Annotated in this window: 13 protein-coding genes; 7 read left to right on the top strand and 6 right to left on the bottom strand. The window is 72.3% G+C overall.

What is annotated here, in order from left to right; genetic code table 11:
* Positions 1-19: 19 nt before the first annotated feature.
* Positions 20-1261: an FUSC family protein gene (locus K4G22_RS04720; protein ID WP_228078399.1), complete on the bottom strand. Its 1242-nt coding sequence runs from the start codon at positions 1259-1261 to the stop codon at positions 20-22.
* Between the two features lie 194 nt (positions 1262-1455).
* On the bottom strand, positions 1456-1686 hold the full coding sequence (locus tag K4G22_RS04715; RefSeq protein ID WP_228078398.1) for a hypothetical protein: 231 nt from the start codon (positions 1684-1686) through the stop codon (positions 1456-1458).
* Between the two features lie 106 nt (positions 1687-1792).
* Here K4G22_RS04715 and K4G22_RS04710 point away from each other — a divergent pair, with 106 nt between their 5' ends.
* The 6 genes from K4G22_RS04710 (at position 1793) to K4G22_RS04685 (ending at position 7066) form a co-directional block, all read left to right on the top strand.
* Positions 1793-2455, top strand: a complete 663-nt coding sequence (locus K4G22_RS04710; RefSeq protein WP_228083949.1) for a nucleoside/nucleotide kinase family protein — start codon at positions 1793-1795, stop codon at positions 2453-2455.
* 72 nt (positions 2456-2527) lie between these two features.
* Positions 2528-3007 carry a DUF6224 family protein gene (locus tag K4G22_RS04705; protein WP_228078397.1) on the top strand — a complete coding sequence of 160 codons (480 nt, stop codon included), beginning with the start codon at positions 2528-2530 and terminating at the stop codon, positions 3005-3007.
* 145 nt (positions 3008-3152) lie between these two features.
* Positions 3153-3602, top strand: coding sequence for a type II toxin-antitoxin system PemK/MazF family toxin (locus tag K4G22_RS04700; protein ID WP_228078396.1), 450 nt, complete (start codon positions 3153-3155; stop codon positions 3600-3602).
* Positions 3603-3647: 45 nt separating this feature from the next.
* Positions 3648-5087 (top strand): exonuclease domain-containing protein, encoded by a 1440-nt coding sequence (locus tag K4G22_RS04695; protein WP_228078395.1) that lies wholly within the window; start codon positions 3648-3650, stop codon positions 5085-5087.
* 84 nt (positions 5088-5171) lie between these two features.
* Positions 5172-5909, top strand: a complete 738-nt coding sequence (locus K4G22_RS04690) for a PIG-L deacetylase family protein (RefSeq protein WP_228078394.1) — start codon at positions 5172-5174, stop codon at positions 5907-5909.
* Between the two features lie 458 nt (positions 5910-6367).
* Complete coding sequence (locus K4G22_RS04685) at positions 6368-7066, top strand: M23 family metallopeptidase (protein WP_228078393.1); 699 nt, start codon at positions 6368-6370, stop codon at positions 7064-7066.
* Between the two features lie 33 nt (positions 7067-7099).
* Here K4G22_RS04685 and K4G22_RS04680 read toward each other — a convergent pair whose 3' ends face one another.
* The 3 genes from K4G22_RS04680 to K4G22_RS04670 form a co-directional block, all read right to left on the bottom strand.
* The gene (locus K4G22_RS04680; protein WP_228078392.1) at positions 7100-7726 is read right to left on the bottom strand and encodes a hypothetical protein; all 627 of its coding nucleotides are present in this window, start codon (positions 7724-7726) and stop codon (positions 7100-7102) included.
* A gap of 132 nt (positions 7727-7858) precedes the next feature.
* A complete protein-coding gene (locus K4G22_RS04675) occupies positions 7859-8404 on the bottom strand; it encodes a methylated-DNA--[protein]-cysteine S-methyltransferase (protein WP_228078391.1) in 546 nt (181 codons plus the stop codon).
* A 64-nt stretch (positions 8405-8468) separates the two neighbouring features.
* The gene (locus K4G22_RS04670) at positions 8469-9395 is read right to left on the bottom strand and encodes a glycerophosphodiester phosphodiesterase (protein ID WP_228078390.1); all 927 of its coding nucleotides are present in this window, start codon (positions 9393-9395) and stop codon (positions 8469-8471) included.
* A 176-nt stretch (positions 9396-9571) separates the two neighbouring features.
* On the opposite strand from K4G22_RS04670, the gene uvrB reads away from it, so the two are divergent.
* Positions 9572-11698, top strand: a complete 2127-nt coding sequence (gene uvrB, locus K4G22_RS04665) for an excinuclease ABC subunit UvrB (protein WP_228078389.1) — start codon at positions 9572-9574, stop codon at positions 11696-11698.
* A 57-nt stretch (positions 11699-11755) separates the two neighbouring features.
* On the opposite strand, the gene K4G22_RS04660 is transcribed toward uvrB, so the two are convergent.
* Positions 11756-15154, bottom strand: coding sequence for a phosphodiester glycosidase family protein (locus K4G22_RS04660; protein ID WP_228078388.1), 3399 nt, complete (start codon positions 15152-15154; stop codon positions 11756-11758).
* Positions 15155-15262: the final 108 nt, after the last annotated feature.

Here is a 15262-nt window from a genome sequence, read left to right as displayed (position 1 = left end):
GCCGTGACGCGCCTCGCGGTCAGCTGGTGCGGGCCCGCCGCAGGCGTCTGGCGCGGCGCTGGAGCCGTTCGAGACGGCGGCGCATCCGGTAGAGGCGGGGGTACTGTTCGCGCTCCTCGCGGGAGACGCGGTCCAGCTCCGCCGCCAGGTTGGTGGAGCGCTTCTGGATGTCCAGCTCCTCCAGCATCCGGTCCACCTCGGCGAGCAGCGAGCCGTGCCACTGCCACTGCTTGGGGTGTTCCTGCACCCGGGCCAGCAGCAGCTTGGCGACATGCTCGCGGGAGATCCGCGCGGCGTCCAACTCCACTTCCAGGAATGCCTCCGCCTCGTCCGCCGCGCTGCTGACCTGGCTGGTGATGACGGTCGCGAAGCTGTCGACGGCACCCGCCAGGTTGGTGAGCAGCTCCCGCATGGCGGGGGCCACGTCGTCGGGGAAGAGCGGTTCGTCGGTGCGGCGGGCGGCCAGGTCGCTGAGGTTGCGGGACATGGTCCGCAGGATCACCGCGCAGACCTCCAGGGTGTCGAGGCCGGTGCGCAGCACGATGCGGGTCAGCAGCGGCTCCTTGGCGCGCGGGTTGAACCGCAGGCTCTCCTCCGCCTGGGTGAGCGAGGCGTCCACCTGGGCGACGTCCTGGTCCAGCCGACGTGCCTCCTCCAGCTTGTCGGGCAGCCGGTTGTGCGGCGCGTCGTTCTCGTCGGCCTCCTCGCTCAGCCGGATGAGGAGTTGCCGCATCCGTCGGGCCTGCTCCTCGATGTCCTCGCCGGCCGAACGCACCCAGACGGGCGGGATGAAGACCAGGTTGAACAGCAGTCCGACCACGGCGCCGATGACCGTCTCCACCACGCGGTCCAAGGCGGTCTCGGCGACCTGGGTCACGCCGAGCACCAGCATGGCGCTGATGGCCACCTCGGGTACGAACTCGCTGACCCGCACCAGATGGCCGGCCGTGAGCGCGGCCAGGATCAGCAGGCCCAGGCTCCACCAGCTGAGGCCGACCACCGCGCTGAAGGCGGAGGCCAACAGCACACCGGTGACCACGGCGTTCACCCGGCGCACGCCGGTGGTGATGGTGGCGAAGAGGGTGACCTGCACGACGAGGAGCGCGGTCAGTGGGGCCAGCAGCGGGGCGGTGACATCCGTCAACCAGCGAGCGGCCATGTAGGCGAGGGTGGCCGCCGCGGTGGATCGGAGGGTCTGCACCACCACGGGCTCCGTGCCCCGCCTGGCGAGGCCGGCGATATGCTCGGAGACATCCGGCATATATCTCCCCTTTCGCTCCCTGTGGTGTTATTCGGGAAACACCTAGCAAAAAGATGACACCCACCGGCCCGGTCGGGGGGAATCCCGGGGAGGTCTGCGCGTCCTCGCGGTCGCGGTGGGCTGGCGTCAGGGAGCCAAGGGGATCTCGGAGGTGGTCGGCGGCGCCTCGGCGTCGGCGGTGGGGTGACGGCTGGTCAGGGGGTGGTGGTGAGGCGCATCAGGGTGAGCATCTCGTTCTGGAGCTCGGCGGTGAAGGGCTCGCGTTCGCCGGGCGGGTGGGGCATCAGGGGGAGGCGCAGGGCGCCGCCGTTGGTGAGCAGGGCGTGGAAGGTGCGCATCAGCAGGATGAACTGCTCCGGGGGTAACCGGGCGCGGAGCACCTCCACATAGGGCTCCAACTGGACTGGTTCGCTGTGGTGGGTCATGGCTCTATCGTGCGGCGCGCGGCGCACGGAGGGAAGAAGGCGCCCCCCAGGGTGGCCCCCGGGGTGCGGCGCGACGCCGTGGCAAGGGTGCGGTGAGAATGGGATGATGCGACTGGAGGCGATCACCTGGGAACGGCTGGCCACGGAGCTGACGGAACGCGTCCTGGCCCCGACGCCCGGGCGGGACACCGGGGAGGAGGGCCGGCCCGAACCGAGCTGGCGGCGGGTGCTGGTCGACGGGGCCCCGGTGGCCGGCGGTGGCCGTCTGGCGCGGGCCGTCGCCGAGGAGCTGAGGCTGCGCGGGCGGTCGGCGGTGGTGGTCGACACCGAGGGGTTTCTCCGGGCCGCCTCGCTGCGCTATGAGTTCGGCCGCCACGACCCGGACGCCTACCGGGAGTCCTGGTGGGATGTGAGCGCCCTCTGGCGCGAGGTGCTGACCCCGCTCGACCCGGGCGGCACCGGGCGGGTGTTGCCGGATCTGTGGGACGGGGAGCGGGATCGGGCCACCCGCAGCGAGTATGTCGAGCTGCCGCCGGGCGGTGTGCTGTTGCTCCATGGGACCTTCCTTCTGGGCCGGTGGTTCCCGGCCGATCTCGTCGTTCATCTGAGCCTCTCCCCCGGCGCGCTGGCCCGGCGCACGCCGGGGGAGTGGCGGTGGACCCTGCCCGCCTTCGCCGGGTACGCCGCCGATGAGCGGCCCGAGGAGGTGGCGGACGTGGTGGTGCGGGTGGACCATCCGGAGCGTCCCGCGTGGAGCGGGGGGCCATGACGCCCAAAGGAGGGAGTCTGGGCGGAGCTTGGCGAACCGGCCCATCCGACCGACAAACCTGACACACTGTGTGTGCTGCTGATCAGCGCACAGTGGGCAGGGAGTTGGGGCGTGGACGACGCGGTCAGGCCGTACAGCAGGGATGAGGTGCTGCACGCCGTAGCCCTTATCAAGGCCCATCTCGCCGAGGACGAGGAGGCCGTGCGGGCGCTTCAGGACGAGACGGACGAGAGCGCGCGGCAGTGCGCCCGTTCGATGTTCGCGTTGGCGCACATCATCGTCTTCGGCCAGATCGTCCCCGATATGTGGGTGATGCGGCGGAGCCTGGACTTCGGCCACACCGATCGCGTGCCCGAACTGAACCTCGCCATCCATGTGTTGAAACGCATGGAGGAGCGCGTCGGCCTGGCGCACGTCCACCCCGTGGTCGGGGCTCTGTCGGCCGGTGATGTGATGGATCTGATCGTGCAGTGCACGGGGACGACGATGGAGGACGTGCCCGTCTTTCTCGACAACATTCGCGAACGCACCCTTCGTTCCGCCGACTTCTGAAGGCCACCGTGAGCCTGGGAGCGGCTCGCGCGCCGGCCGTTGCCAACGCCCTCGCCAACGCCCCTGACCACGGCCGAAGTCGACTACCCGAACGTTAGCCCCCGCCACTGACAGTGGGGTCGGACAGCGGCGATACCGTGGGCCCATGGACCGCATCGAGACAGACGAGATACCCGGCCGCCAGGGCGCATCCGCCACCGTCGAGGTCGAGCCGCGCGGGATCGGCGCCGTGCGCACCGAGTACGCCCCGGAGCCCGACGGGGACCCGGATCCCGGCGAGATCGTCTGGACCTGGGTCCCCTACGAGGAGGGCGACGGCCGGGGGAAGGACCGCCCGGTGCTGGTGGTGGCGCGTGAGGCCGAACGGGAGACCCTGCTCGCCGTGCAGCTCTCCAGCCGCGTCAAGGAGGGCGACGACGAGTGGCTTCCGCTGGGCTCCGGCCCCTGGGACCGCTCAGGACGCGACTCCTGGGTGCATTTGGAGCGCGTGCTGCGGGTTCATCCCGACGGCATGCGCCGGGAGGCGTGCGCCCTGGACCGCGCGCGGTTCCAGCGCGTCGTGCACAACCTCCAGGCGCGCCACGGCTGGCGCTGAGCGCGCCCCGCGCCGTCCGTCGATCTCTCGGAACCCATAGCCCTCATGGCTCCCCTACCGAGCGACATACTTCGCGCCCACCGCTTCGTGGTGCTCGACTGCGAGACCACGGGGCTGGCACCCGAACGGGGCGACCGCATGGTCTCCCTCGCCCTGGTCACCGTGGCAGACGGTCGGATCACCGATCGCTGGAGCACCCTGCTCGACCCGGGCCGGGACACCGGCCCTGTGCATGTCCACGGGATCACCACGGCGCAGAGCACCGCGGCCCCGCGCTTCGCCGCCGTGCTGCCCCAGCTCGTCAGCAGACTCGAAGGCGCGGTCCTGGTCGCCCACAACGTGGGCTTCGACCTGCGGTTCCTGGCCATGGAACTGGAGCTGGCCGGGGTCGGCCGGCTGCCCGAGACGGCGTTGGACACGTTGGCCCTGGCCCGCCGCTACCTGCCCGAGCTGGCCAACCACCGGCTGACCACCTGCGTCGCCTCGTTGGGCATCGCCCATCGGGCGCATCGGGCGGACTCCGACGCCGAGGTGACCGCCGCGCTCCTCTTCGAGCTGCTGGCGAGGGCCGAGGCCGACGGCCACACCGAGCTGGCGCGGCTCACCGAGCCCACGGCCGAGGTGCTGCGCCGGGAGCGTCGTGGACGCGCCCGCTGCGATATGGACACCGACGGGCTGGGCGAGGAGCATCGGGCGGCGCACCGGCTGATCGCCCACTGGCAGGGGGGCGCGGATGCCTGGACGCGGGCGCTGACCACCCTCCAGCGGGACGGCTGCCCCGAGGCCGGGCGACTCTGGGGGTGGTTCGGCGGCATGGTCAGCGGGCCCACCGCCGTCTTCGGGCCGCCACAGCCCGAGCTGGCGCGTGCGGCGCTGCGCACCGCGCTGCGTCTGCTGCTGGCGGACCCGAGGACCGCACGATCGGATGTGGCGCCCGTGCTGACCTGGCTCGCCGCCCTGGACCAGGGCGCCGAACCCCCGAGCCACCTGCTGGACCTCTTCCCCGAGCCGGCCGCCGCCATCGCGGCGCTCGCCGACTGCGGCGGCTGCTGGTCGTGCGCCACGCTTGGCCTCTGCGCCACGGGCAGCGCGGGCGCCGCGCTGGTCTCCCACTACGGGGACGACCCCGCCTGGGCGGACGAGCTGGCCGCCACGCTGCCGCTGCTGCGGGCCGCGGGCGACCTGGCGGCGCTGGGCCGGGCCGCGCGCTATGTCGGCCAGGCCCTCGAACGGCGGGGGCGAGGGGCGGACGCCGCCCTGCTCTGGCAGTCGGCCGTGGACGACGGAGTGCGGGATCTGGTGGTGTTCAACAGGCTCTCCCTGCACCACGAGCGCCGGGGCGCGTACGCCGTGGCGCTCGCGCTGTGCGAGCGGGCGCTGGCCTTCCGGCGGGGTGAGGGCGCCCAGGCCGCGTGGGAGACGCTGGAGCGCCGGGCCGGACGCTGCCGGCTACGGCTCGCCGGGGCGGAACACGGCGCTGGTTAGGGTGAGCGGGCTCCCGCTGGGTCCCGTCCGCCGTCCCTCGGCGAGTGGCACGGGGCCCGCCCCGTCAACCGTGAGGAGACCGCGGTGCCCGACCAACTGACCCCCCTGCCCCTGGACTGGCGAAGGGCACTGGCCGTCGTCGCCCACCCCGACGACCTGGAGTACGGGGCCTCAGGAGCGGTCGCCGAGTGGACCGAGGCGGGGAAGGAGGTGACCTATGTGCTGGTCACGAGGGGCGAAGCCGGCATCGACGGCGTCGAGCCCGTCGAGTCGGCCCGGATCAGGACGGCCGAGCAGGTCGCCAGCGCCGCCGCTGTGGGTGTGGGGACCGTGGAGTTTCTCGACCATCGCGACGGTGTCATCGAGCCGGGCCCGGGACTGCGGGCCGATCTCGCGGCGGCCGTGCGCCGGCATCGCCCTGAGCTGCTGCTCACCCTCAACCACCACGACACCTGGGGCGGCCGGTCCTGGAACACCCCGGACCACCGGGTGGTCGGCCGCGCCGTGCTGGACGCCGTCGGGGACGCGGGCAACCGCTGGATCTTCCCCGAGCAGCTCGCCGACGGCGGCCTTGAGCCCTGGGGCGGGGTGCGCTGGGTGGCGGTGGCGGCGTCCCCGCATCCCACGCACGCCCAGCCGCTGAGCCAGCGGGCGCTGGACCGCGGCATCGCCTCGCTCGCCGAGCACCGCGCCTACATCACGGGCCTGGGCGACCACGAGCCGCTCGGCTACGCGCGGGAGCTCCTCACCGGGGCCGCCGAAGCCGACGCGCCGCGTTTCGGCGGGCGACGGTGCGCCACTTTCGAGGTGTATCCGAGCTGACGGAACGAGCTCACGAAAGGGTGAAGGGACATCTCCGCACCGGCCTGAGCAACGCGAATTCGGCCCCTTGTCCGGCCCGCTCACCGCATTCCATGTGACGGTCGACACAGCCCACCGGGCACCTACGAACGCGGATAGGGAGTTGGGGTGACCAAAGGCCCGGGACTTTCGGTCCAGCCCGATGGGAATTTCGCCCGGCACACTCGTTGACTTCCGGACAGTCGGAAGAAATGACAGGTCAGCGGCGTGCGCCGGGCCTTCTCATGGGTCAGGCGGGTTCCCATCGCTGTTTCGGGCCCTTCTCGGCGCCCCTGATTCGGGCGGCTATTCCAGCCGTTCCGACTACGGGGGCGCCTAGTAATGAGGGTTCTTGTGCTCGGGGGAAATGCCCGTTATCAATGAGATTCGCCCGGCTGGTTTCGGTCGGGATGCCCCCGAATCGCAGAGGTTGTCCCTTCATGCTGAACACCACCACCATCACGACGCGCACCCCCAAGACCCTTCGTGCCCGGGCCGCCGCCGCGGTCGTGGCCGGCGCCTGCGCCACGGTCGCGCTGACCGGTGCCGCGGTGGCCGCCGAGGGCACTCAGGCCGACGCTTTCGCCTCCGGCACCGCGATCGAGCTGGCCGACAGCACGCGCGGCCAGGCCGAGGCGCTCCGGGCCGCCGCCGAGTCGGGCGAGACCACCGCCGAGGCCGCGCCCGCGAAGGCCGCCAAGGCCGCCGAGGCCGCCAAGGACTGGGTGTCGCCGATCCCGGGTGACTACGAGCTGTCGGCCACCTACGGGAACAGCGGTGACCGCTGGACCGCCAAGCACAGTGGCCAGGACTTCGCCGTGCCGAGCGGTACCAAGGTGCACGCCGTCCACGACGGCACCGTGGTCAAGGCCGGCGGCAACGGCGCCGGGGACGGTCCCGCGTACGGCAACGCCGTGGTGATCAAGCACGACGACGGCACCTTCAGCCAGTACGCGCACCTGTCGCAGGTCGACGTCGAGGTGGGCCAGGACGTCTCCGCGGACGAGCGGATCGCCCTGTCCGGTAACACCGGTAACAGCAGTGGTCCCCACCTGCACTTCGAGATCAGGACCAGCGCCGACTACGGCACCGCCATAGACCCCATGAAGTTCCTGCGTGACCAGGACGCCGAGGTGTGAGGCGACTGATCGACCGATCGCCGACCCGCCCGGTCAGCCTCCCTCCGGGACATCCCCCAGCGCGGCGGCCCGTTGTTCCCGGCACTCCGCCCGGAGTGCCGGATAGGCCCCCGCGATCGCGTCGTAACACCGCTCGGTGAGCAGCCGCCGGCCCTCGGCCCGGCTGTCGCCGGGCGGTAGCGCGTTGAGCAGCGCGGCGTAGGGGAGCAACGCCTCCCACAGCCAGCGCACCTCCCATCGGGCCAGCTCGGCCGGCGTCAGCTCGTCCACCGTCCGCGGGCGCGGCCGATGGCCCCAGGAGAGCGCGGCCCGCTGGGCGTCCCGCAGATTGCGGTGGGCCACCGCGCGCTCCGCCAGCTCCGCCTCGGTGAGGCGAGGGAGCTCAAGCGGCTTCGCGAGGATCGTCGCCAGCCCCTCCGCCCGACGCCGCTCGCCCGCCTCGCGCTGCGCCCGCGCCCGGCGCCTGCGCAGCTCCCGGGCGGCGAGGAACGCCGGCAGCGACTCCGCCTCCCTCACCCGGGCGCTGAGATACAGCTCCACCGGCGCCGTGCGGTCCGGCTGGCCCAGAAAGCCCCGGACCAGAAACGGGGTCCAGCCACGGGCGCGCAGCGCGTCCAGCGAGCAGTAGGTGATCGTCGGCCGATCCGGGGCCCCAGCCATCGTCGCCCTCCTTGCCTGGGGCCGGACGACGCTCGGCGTCGGGCTCGCGCCTGGCGAGGCCGCCGAGGAGAACCGCGGACCCGGCGTCGGCCCCGGTGCCAGTATCGGTACAGAAGGGCGGAGATCGCCTCCTCAGAAGAGTGGGCTGGGCAGCACCCCCTCCAGGGCGAGCAGCTCCCGCTTGGTCTCCAGACCGCCGCTGAAGCCGCCTATGCCCCCGCCGGACGCCACCACCCGATGGCAGGGGACCACCACGGGCAGGGGATTCGCCCCCATGGCCCCGCCCACCGCCTGCGCCGCGCCCGGCTCACCCACCCGCCGGGCGAGCTCCTGATACGTGACCACGCCGCCCAACGGCACCGATCCCGCCAGCTCCCGCAGCACCCGCTCGGTGAACCCCGACGTCAGCGACCAGTCCAGCGGCAGCTCGAAGGCCCGCAGACGGCCGGCGAAGTAGGCCGCCAGCTGCTCGGCCGCCGCCGTCAGCACCGGATGCCCGGCGGGCGCCGGCTCCGCCCGGACACCCAGCTCGTCGGCCAGCCGCGCCAGCGCCCGCCGTACCAGAGGGGGATCGGCGTGGAAGGCGACCTGGACCAGCCCGCGGTCCGTGGCCACCAGCAACAGGGGGCCGATCGGGCTCTGCTCGACGGCCCAGACGCAGCCGCTCTCCTCAGTCATGGCGCTCAGCCTAGGGCGGCCCACTGACAACGCCGGTCGGTGAGCCGCCGCGCTCCCCCGGCGCTCAGGAGGCGAGCGCCTCCCGTACCACCTCGGGGACGTCCGAGATGATCCCGTCCACGCCCAGCTCCGCCACCCGGGTGGCGAGTGCCCCGTCGTTGACGGTCCAGGTGTAGACCTTCAGCGGCCGGCCGTGCGGTCCCCGCACCGCCTGCACGCTCTCCACATAGGCAGCGGTCAGATCGGCGTGACGCGGGTTGATCTGGTCGGCGAACTCGGCGTAGGCCGGGATCTCGGCCACCGGGGGCGTGCCGAGGAAGCCCGTCTCCACGCGGGGGGCCAGCTCGTGCACGGTGCGGACCGAGTCGGCGTCGAAGCTCTGTAGCACCAGCCGCTGCCCCGGGTACCACTCGTTGAGCCAGCCCCGCTCGCCCAGCTCAGCGAGGATCTCCTCCTCGATACCCGGGTAGTCCTCGGGGGCCTTCAGCTCCAGCAGCAGCCGCTGACCGTTGGCGGAGAGCCGGTCGAGGTACTCGGCGAGGGTGGGGACGCCCTCACCGGCGAAGTCGGCGCCGAACCAGCTGCCGGCGTCCAACCGCTCGATCTCCGCCGAGGTGAAGTCCGCCACTCGCCAGGGCGCGCGGTCGGGGAAGACCTCCTCCACATCGGTGGTGCGGGTCAGGGTGGTGTCGTGCAGCAGGATCAGCTCGCCGTCCCTGGTGCGCTGCACGTCGGTCTCCACCCAGACGGTGTCCAGATCGGCGGCGGCATCGGCCGCGGCCAGCGTGTTCTCGGGGGCGTGGCCTGAGGCGCCCCGGTGGGCGACGATCAGCGGCCCCGGCGCGGCCGGCGAAGCGACCGTGGCGCTCGCCGGCGCGGCGGACGCGGCGGCGGGGGAGAAGCCGTGGCCCGACAGCTCGCTGACCGAAAGCGCGGTGACGGCGACGGCACCGAGCAGCCAGCCCGGCCAACCGGCGGTGGCGTAGCTCATGGGGAACTCCTCGCATCCGTGGGGGAACGGCGTCCGTGTGGGAACGCGAGGAGCCTGCCCGCCGTGGGGAAACCGCTGGGTACGCGCATGGTGACTGTGAGTTGAACAGCGTGAGACCGGGCGGGGACGAGACGCGCCGAGGCCGGTTGTCAGTGCCGCGTCGTACCGTGGGGACCATGCGGCCCGTCTCAGACATCGAACGCTCGTCGACCCCCTTCGAGGTGGTCAGTCCCTATCAGCCCAGTGGCGACCAGCCGGCGGCCATCGCCGAGCTGGAGAAGCGCGTCTCGGGCGGTGAGAAGGACGTCGTCCTGCTCGGCGCCACCGGCACGGGCAAGTCCGCCACCACGGCCTGGATGATCGAGCGGTTGCAGCGGCCGACCCTGGTGATCGCCCCCAACAAGACGCTCGCCGCTCAGCTGGCGAACGAGTTCAGGGAGCTGCTGCCGAACAACGCCGTCGAGTACTTCGTCTCGTACTACGACTACTACCAGCCCGAGGCGTATGTCCCGCAGTCGGACACCTATATCGAGAAGGACTCCTCGGTCAACGAGGAGGTCGAGCGGCTGCGCCACAGCGCGACCAACTCGCTGCTCACCCGCCGGGACGTGGTGGTGGTGGCCTCCGTCTCCTGCATCTACGGCCTGGGCACGCCACAGGAGTACGTGGACCGCATGGTGCCGCTGCGGGTGGGCGAGGAGATGGATCGGGAGGCGCTGCTGCGGCGCTTCGTGGAGATCCAGTACACCCGCAACGACCTGGCGTTCACCCGGGGCACGTTCCGGGTCAGGGGCGACACCATCGAGATCTTCCCGGTCTACGAGGAGCTGGCCGTCCGGATCGAGATGTTCGGCGACGAGATCGAGGCGCTGTCCACGCTGCACCCGCTCACCGGCGAGGTCATCTCCCAGGACCAGCAGCTCCACGTCTTCCCCGCCTCGCACTATGTGGCCGGCCCCGAGCGGATGGAGCGCGCGATCTCCCGCATCGAGGCGGAGCTGGTCGAGCGGCTGGAGACGATGGAGGGGCAGGGCAAGCTGCTGGAGGCGCAGCGGCTGCGGATGCGCACCACCTACGACATCGAGATGATGCGCCAGATCGGCACCTGCTCCGGCATCGAGAACTACTCGCTGCACGTGGACGGCCGGGAGACGGGCAGCCCCCCGTACACGCTGCTTGACTACTTCCCCGACGACTTCCTGCTGGTCATCGACGAATCCCACAACACGGTGCCGCAGATCGGCGCGATGTACGAGGGCGACGCCTCCCGCAAGCGCACCCTCGTGGACCACGGCTTCCGGCTGCCCTCGGCGCTGGACAACCGCCCGCTGCGCTGGGAGGAGTTCCAGCAGCGGATCGGGCAGACGGTCTATCTCTCCGCGACGCCGGGATCCTACGAGCTCTCCCGGGGGGACGGCGTCGTCGAGCAGATCATCCGGCCCACGGGCCTGGTGGACCCGGAGGTCGTGGTCAAGCCCACCGAGGGCCAGATCGACGATCTGGTCCACGAGATCCGGGTGCGGGCCGAGCGGGACGAGCGGGCGCTGGTCACCACGCTGACCAAGAAGATGGCCGAGGACCTCACGGACTACTTCCTGGAGCTGGGCATCCGGGTCCGCTATCTGCACAGCGATGTGGACACCCTCCGCCGGGTCGAACTGCTGCGGGAGCTGCGCGCCGGCGAGTTCGACGTGCTGATCGGGATCAACCTGCTGCGGGAGGGCCTCGACCTGCCCGAGGTCTCGCTGGTCGCCATCCTGGACGCCGACAAGGAGGGCTTCCTCCGCTCGGGCACCTCGCTGATCCAGACCATCGGCCGGGCGGCGCGGAACGTCTCGGGACAGGTCCACATGTACGCGGACCGGATCACGCCCGCGATGGAGAAGGCCATCGACGAGACCAACCGCCGCCGCGTCAGGCAGCTCGCCTACAACGACGAGCGCGGCATCGACCCGCAGCCGCTCCGCAAGAAGATCAACGACATCGTCGCGTCGATCGCGCGCGAGGACGTCGACACCCAGCAGCTGCTGGGCACGGGCTTCCGGCAGGCGGTGGACACGGCCAGGGGCAAGGCGCCGGTGCCGAGCGTGCCGGCGGGCGGCAAGGCCAGGGGCAAGGCGAAGGAGCCCGAGCAGTTGACGGAGCGGCCCGCCGCCGAGCTGGCCGAGACGATCGAGCAGCTCACGGAGCGGATGCGGGCGGCGGCGGCCGAGTTGCAGTTCGAGATCGCCGCCCGGCTGCGGGACGAGGTGTCCGACCTCAAGAAGGAGCTGCGCCAGATGCGGGAGGTCGGCCTGAGCTGAGAGCGCGCCCCCGTGGCGGTTGCCACGGGGGCGCGGATCGGGGGCGGGGTGTCCCGGTCAGCGGGTGATCCGCACCTCCGTCTCCCGGGTCTCCCCGTTGACCGTCACCTTCAGGGTCGCCTCACCGGGCCGCAGGGCGGTCAGTTCGCCGGTGGTCGGGTCGAAGGCGGCCACCGCCCGGCGGCCGGCGTCCTCGGCCGGGCCCAGGTGCAGCGTCCGCGAGCCGTCCCAGTCCGCGCTCACCAGCGGACCGACCGGCACCTCGCGCGGCCCGCCCGCGCCGTCCTGTCGGACGGTGGCGCCGGCGGTGGTCGTCTCGCCCGTCGCCAGCCGGTCGGGTGCCGTCAGCGTCAGCCCGTCGACCCGTGCCATGGTGCGCACGGACAGCCAGTCCGGCAGTGGCCGTTCCGGGAAGCGCCGCGCCTCGCCCTGCTCGGCGCGGGACACGGCGTCGACTCCCACCAGCAGCCAGCCGTTGAAGCCGCCCTCCTCGGGGACCGTCGCCGGCTCCTTGCCCGAGTTGCCGCCGATCACATAGGGCACGCCGTCCAGCCGGTAGGTGTCGAAGATGCCGACGTGGGCGCCGAAGTAGGCCACTCCCTTCCCCGACCGCTGGCGGAAGTCGGTCAGCCAGCGTTCCAGCACCGCCGCCTCCATGCGGTCGGTGAGCTGGCTGGCCGGCTGCGCCATGGTGTCCCGGGGCGGCACATGTCCCAGCACCACCACCGAGTCGACCGAGCGGTCCCCCGCCGCCTGGTCCAGCTGGGCGCGCAGCTCCTGGATCTGTGCGAAGCCGCCGCCCCGCAGGGTCAACGAGGAGGTGTCCAGGGTGATGAACCGGGTGCCCCGATGGTCGAACGTCTGCTGGGTCGCGCCGAACTCGTCGCGGAACGCGTCGATGGAACCCCCCATCACCTCGTGGTTGCCCGGCACGTAGTACCAGGGCAGGTCCTCGCCCAGCTCCTCCTCGATCACCTGGCGGGCGAACGCGAGGTCCTCGGGCGACCCCTCGTCCACCAGGTCCCCGTTGATCACCACCAGATCCGGATCGGCCGCCCTGGCCTCGCGGAGGCTGCGGCGCGCGGCGGCGACCAGCTCGCTGTCCGGGTCGCGCGCCACGAACTGGGCGTCGGAGACCACGGCGAACCGCCAGTCCCGCCCGTCGGTCCCCTCGGCCGAGTCGATCAACGGCTGGGCGGCGGGGGCCCGTTCGGACAGCTCGACCTCGGGCGGAGTCAAGGCGTGCAGCTCGTCCAGGACCACCTCGCTGACATAGCTCTGCTCGGGACGGGTCTCGGCCAGGTACAGCCGGTGCACCGAGACCGGATACGCGGTGCCCTCCGGTACCTCGAAGCTGAGCTGCCGCCAGCCCTCGAAGTCCAGATGGTCGCTACGGAGGATCAGGTCGGTGCCGCGCGCGTCCCGCAGTTGGAGCGAGGGCCACGCGCCGTGGCCGTCGCCCAGCACCCAGAGCGAGAAACGGGACGGCTGCCCCGGTACGGCGATATCCGACGGCGGATAGGCGTAGGCCGCGCGGGTCGCGGTGCTCAGCGAGAAGTCGTAGGAGAGCCGGAGGCCCTCGCCGTCCACCCCCTCGGGCTCGGGGGCCACCGATCCATCCCCCCTGGCGTGGTCGAACGTCCACTCCCCGGCGTCGGAGAAGTCGGCGACCGTCGCGTCCTCAAGGCCGACCGTGATGGCCAGCACGGTGGAGACGCCGCCGACCGTCACCGTGACGAGGTCGGACGCGGAGTCGACGGGGCCGGCCGTCACGGTGAACCCGCCGCCGGCGACGTTCGGTTCGATGCTGAGGAGCTCCTGGTCGTAGTCCAGCTGGACGTCCGTCGGCTCGATCGGCGCGGAGGTGCCCGCCGCGTCCACCCCCAGCACGCCGAAGGAGCCCCGGGCGCCGGCGCCCGCCAGGCCGAGGCGCCGGGTGGTCGTGGAGATCTCCGTCAACTCGCCGATGACCGTCAGCTCCGTCGTCCCGCTGATCCCTCGCTGCCGCGCGCTGATCTCGACACCGCCGGACGAGCGGGCCCGGAAGACCCCGCCCTCCACCGTGCCGACCCGGGGCCGGTCGGAGTGCCAGCGCGGGTCCGCCTGGGCCGGGCCGTAGCTCTCGTCATGGCCGACGGCGGACAACACCCTGGTCAACCCGGGGAAGACCCGCTCCGGATGGCCGCCGGGAACGGGGTCGGCGGTGGGTGCGTCGGCCGGCGAGACCGCGCTCTCCACCCGGATGCCGGTCAGCTCGCCGCCGCCGGTCGGCGCGGTGATCGCGAGCCCGTTGGGCACCTCGCGCTCCTGCCCGTCGGACGGGCTGTTGATCAGCTCGGGTTCGGCGGCGCCCGGCAGCCTGGCCAGCAGGGTGCTGGAGCCGCCCCCGTCCAGGTTGAGCGCGCTGTAGGCGCCCAGATCGGCCATCAGCACGGCCAGTTCGGTGAGCGTGGTGCCCCCCGAATGGGCCTGCCGGCCGTCCACGCTGAGCACGTACATCTCCTGGCCGTCCCGGGAGAAGCCCACCGCCGTGCGCGGCGCGGTGGCGTTGTTGGGCCGGTCCTCCCAGTTCTGCGGCTCGCCCTCGACCACCAGCACGCCACGGCCACCGACGGCGGTGTCCGGCAGTTCGGAGCCGTCCTCGGTGCGCGGCGCGTACTCCAGCTCCACCGGATCGCCGGCCTCCAGGGTGGCCAGGGCCCTGGCTCCGGCCTCGCGGCCCAGCAGGACGACGGCGCCTTCGGGGACGGGAGCGGAGCCGGGCTTCTCGGCGACCGAGATCACCTCGCCGTCCTCGACCGTCACCTCCGTGGTCTCCTCGGCCTCGGCCACCGGGAGCGCCCGGTCGGCCTCGCCCCACCGGGGAGTGAAGACCCCGATGCCGTCCGGCGGCACCTCGGGGGAGTTGTAGCCGTCCAGCCCGGCCGCGCCGTCGGGGAAGGTCGCCGTGCCCTCGAAGTACAGGCCAAGGACGCGACCGGCGCCGTCGGGGCCGATCCCGACCGCCTCGGCTGAGCCGTGCGCTGAGCCGTGCACCAGCTCGCCCGCGTCGAGACCGGGGCCGAGCGGCGCGTTGGTCGCGTTGATGTCGAAGAAGTCCGCGTTGATGGCGGCCACCGTGGTGCGGCCCTCGCCCGGGTCGTGCCCGGCGACCAGCTCGCTCACCGGCGCGGCGTCGGCGACATGGGGCGGGCCGAGGTACTCGACGCCCAGATCGGCGGTCAGGTCGATGCTGAGCGCGTGGGCGCTCAACCACTTGTCGGACTCCAGCCGTTGATAGCTGGTCAGCTCCGCACCAGGCGCCAGCGGCTGCTCGGTACGGGACAGCTCCATCCCGTCGCGCTCGACGATCCCGGTGGGAACGGACGGGACGAGGGCCGGGGCCCGTTGTGGGGGTGGTGTGACCGCGCCCGCGGGCTGGACCAACCCCATGGCCAGTGCGGACGCGGCTCCCACCGCGATCAGTGAGGGTGCGCGAAACGCTCGACGCACCATGAGTCTTTGCAAGGGGACTCCCTAGGAACGCTTGCCGTGTGCGCGCGTAAGGCGCGCCCAGCGGCTCAG

The organism is Streptomyces profundus, assembly GCF_020740535.1.
GTDB classification, from domain to species: Bacteria; Actinomycetota; Actinomycetes; order Streptomycetales; family Streptomycetaceae; genus Streptomyces; species Streptomyces profundus.
The sequence above is the reverse complement of the archived record's forward strand: the minus strand, read 5'-3'. Positions and strand labels throughout refer to the sequence as shown.

Excerpts from the sequence above, each read along its gene's own strand:
- K4G22_RS04720 (WP_228078399.1), bottom strand. The coding sequence starts at position 1,261 with ATGCCGGATGTCTCCGAGCATATCGCCGGCCTCGCCAGGCGGGGCACG.
- K4G22_RS04715 (WP_228078398.1), bottom strand. The coding sequence starts at position 1,686 with ATGACCCACCACAGCGAACCAGTCCAGTTGGAGCCCTATGTGGAGGTG.
- K4G22_RS04710 (WP_228083949.1), top strand. The coding sequence starts at position 1,793 with ATGCGACTGGAGGCGATCACCTGGGAACGGCTGGCCACGGAGCTGACG.
- K4G22_RS04700 (WP_228078396.1), top strand. The coding sequence starts at position 3,153 with ATGGACCGCATCGAGACAGACGAGATACCCGGCCGCCAGGGCGCATCC.
- K4G22_RS04695 (WP_228078395.1), top strand. The coding sequence starts at position 3,648 with ATGGCTCCCCTACCGAGCGACATACTTCGCGCCCACCGCTTCGTGGTG.
- K4G22_RS04685 (WP_228078393.1), top strand. The coding sequence starts at position 6,368 with ATGCTGAACACCACCACCATCACGACGCGCACCCCCAAGACCCTTCGT.
- K4G22_RS04680 (WP_228078392.1), bottom strand. The coding sequence starts at position 7,726 with ATGGCTGGGGCCCCGGATCGGCCGACGATCACCTACTGCTCGCTGGAC.
- K4G22_RS04675 (WP_228078391.1), bottom strand. The coding sequence starts at position 8,404 with ATGACTGAGGAGAGCGGCTGCGTCTGGGCCGTCGAGCAGAGCCCGATC.
- K4G22_RS04670 (WP_228078390.1), bottom strand. The coding sequence starts at position 9,395 with ATGAGCTACGCCACCGCCGGTTGGCCGGGCTGGCTGCTCGGTGCCGTC.
- uvrB (WP_228078389.1), top strand. The coding sequence starts at position 9,572 with ATGCGGCCCGTCTCAGACATCGAACGCTCGTCGACCCCCTTCGAGGTG.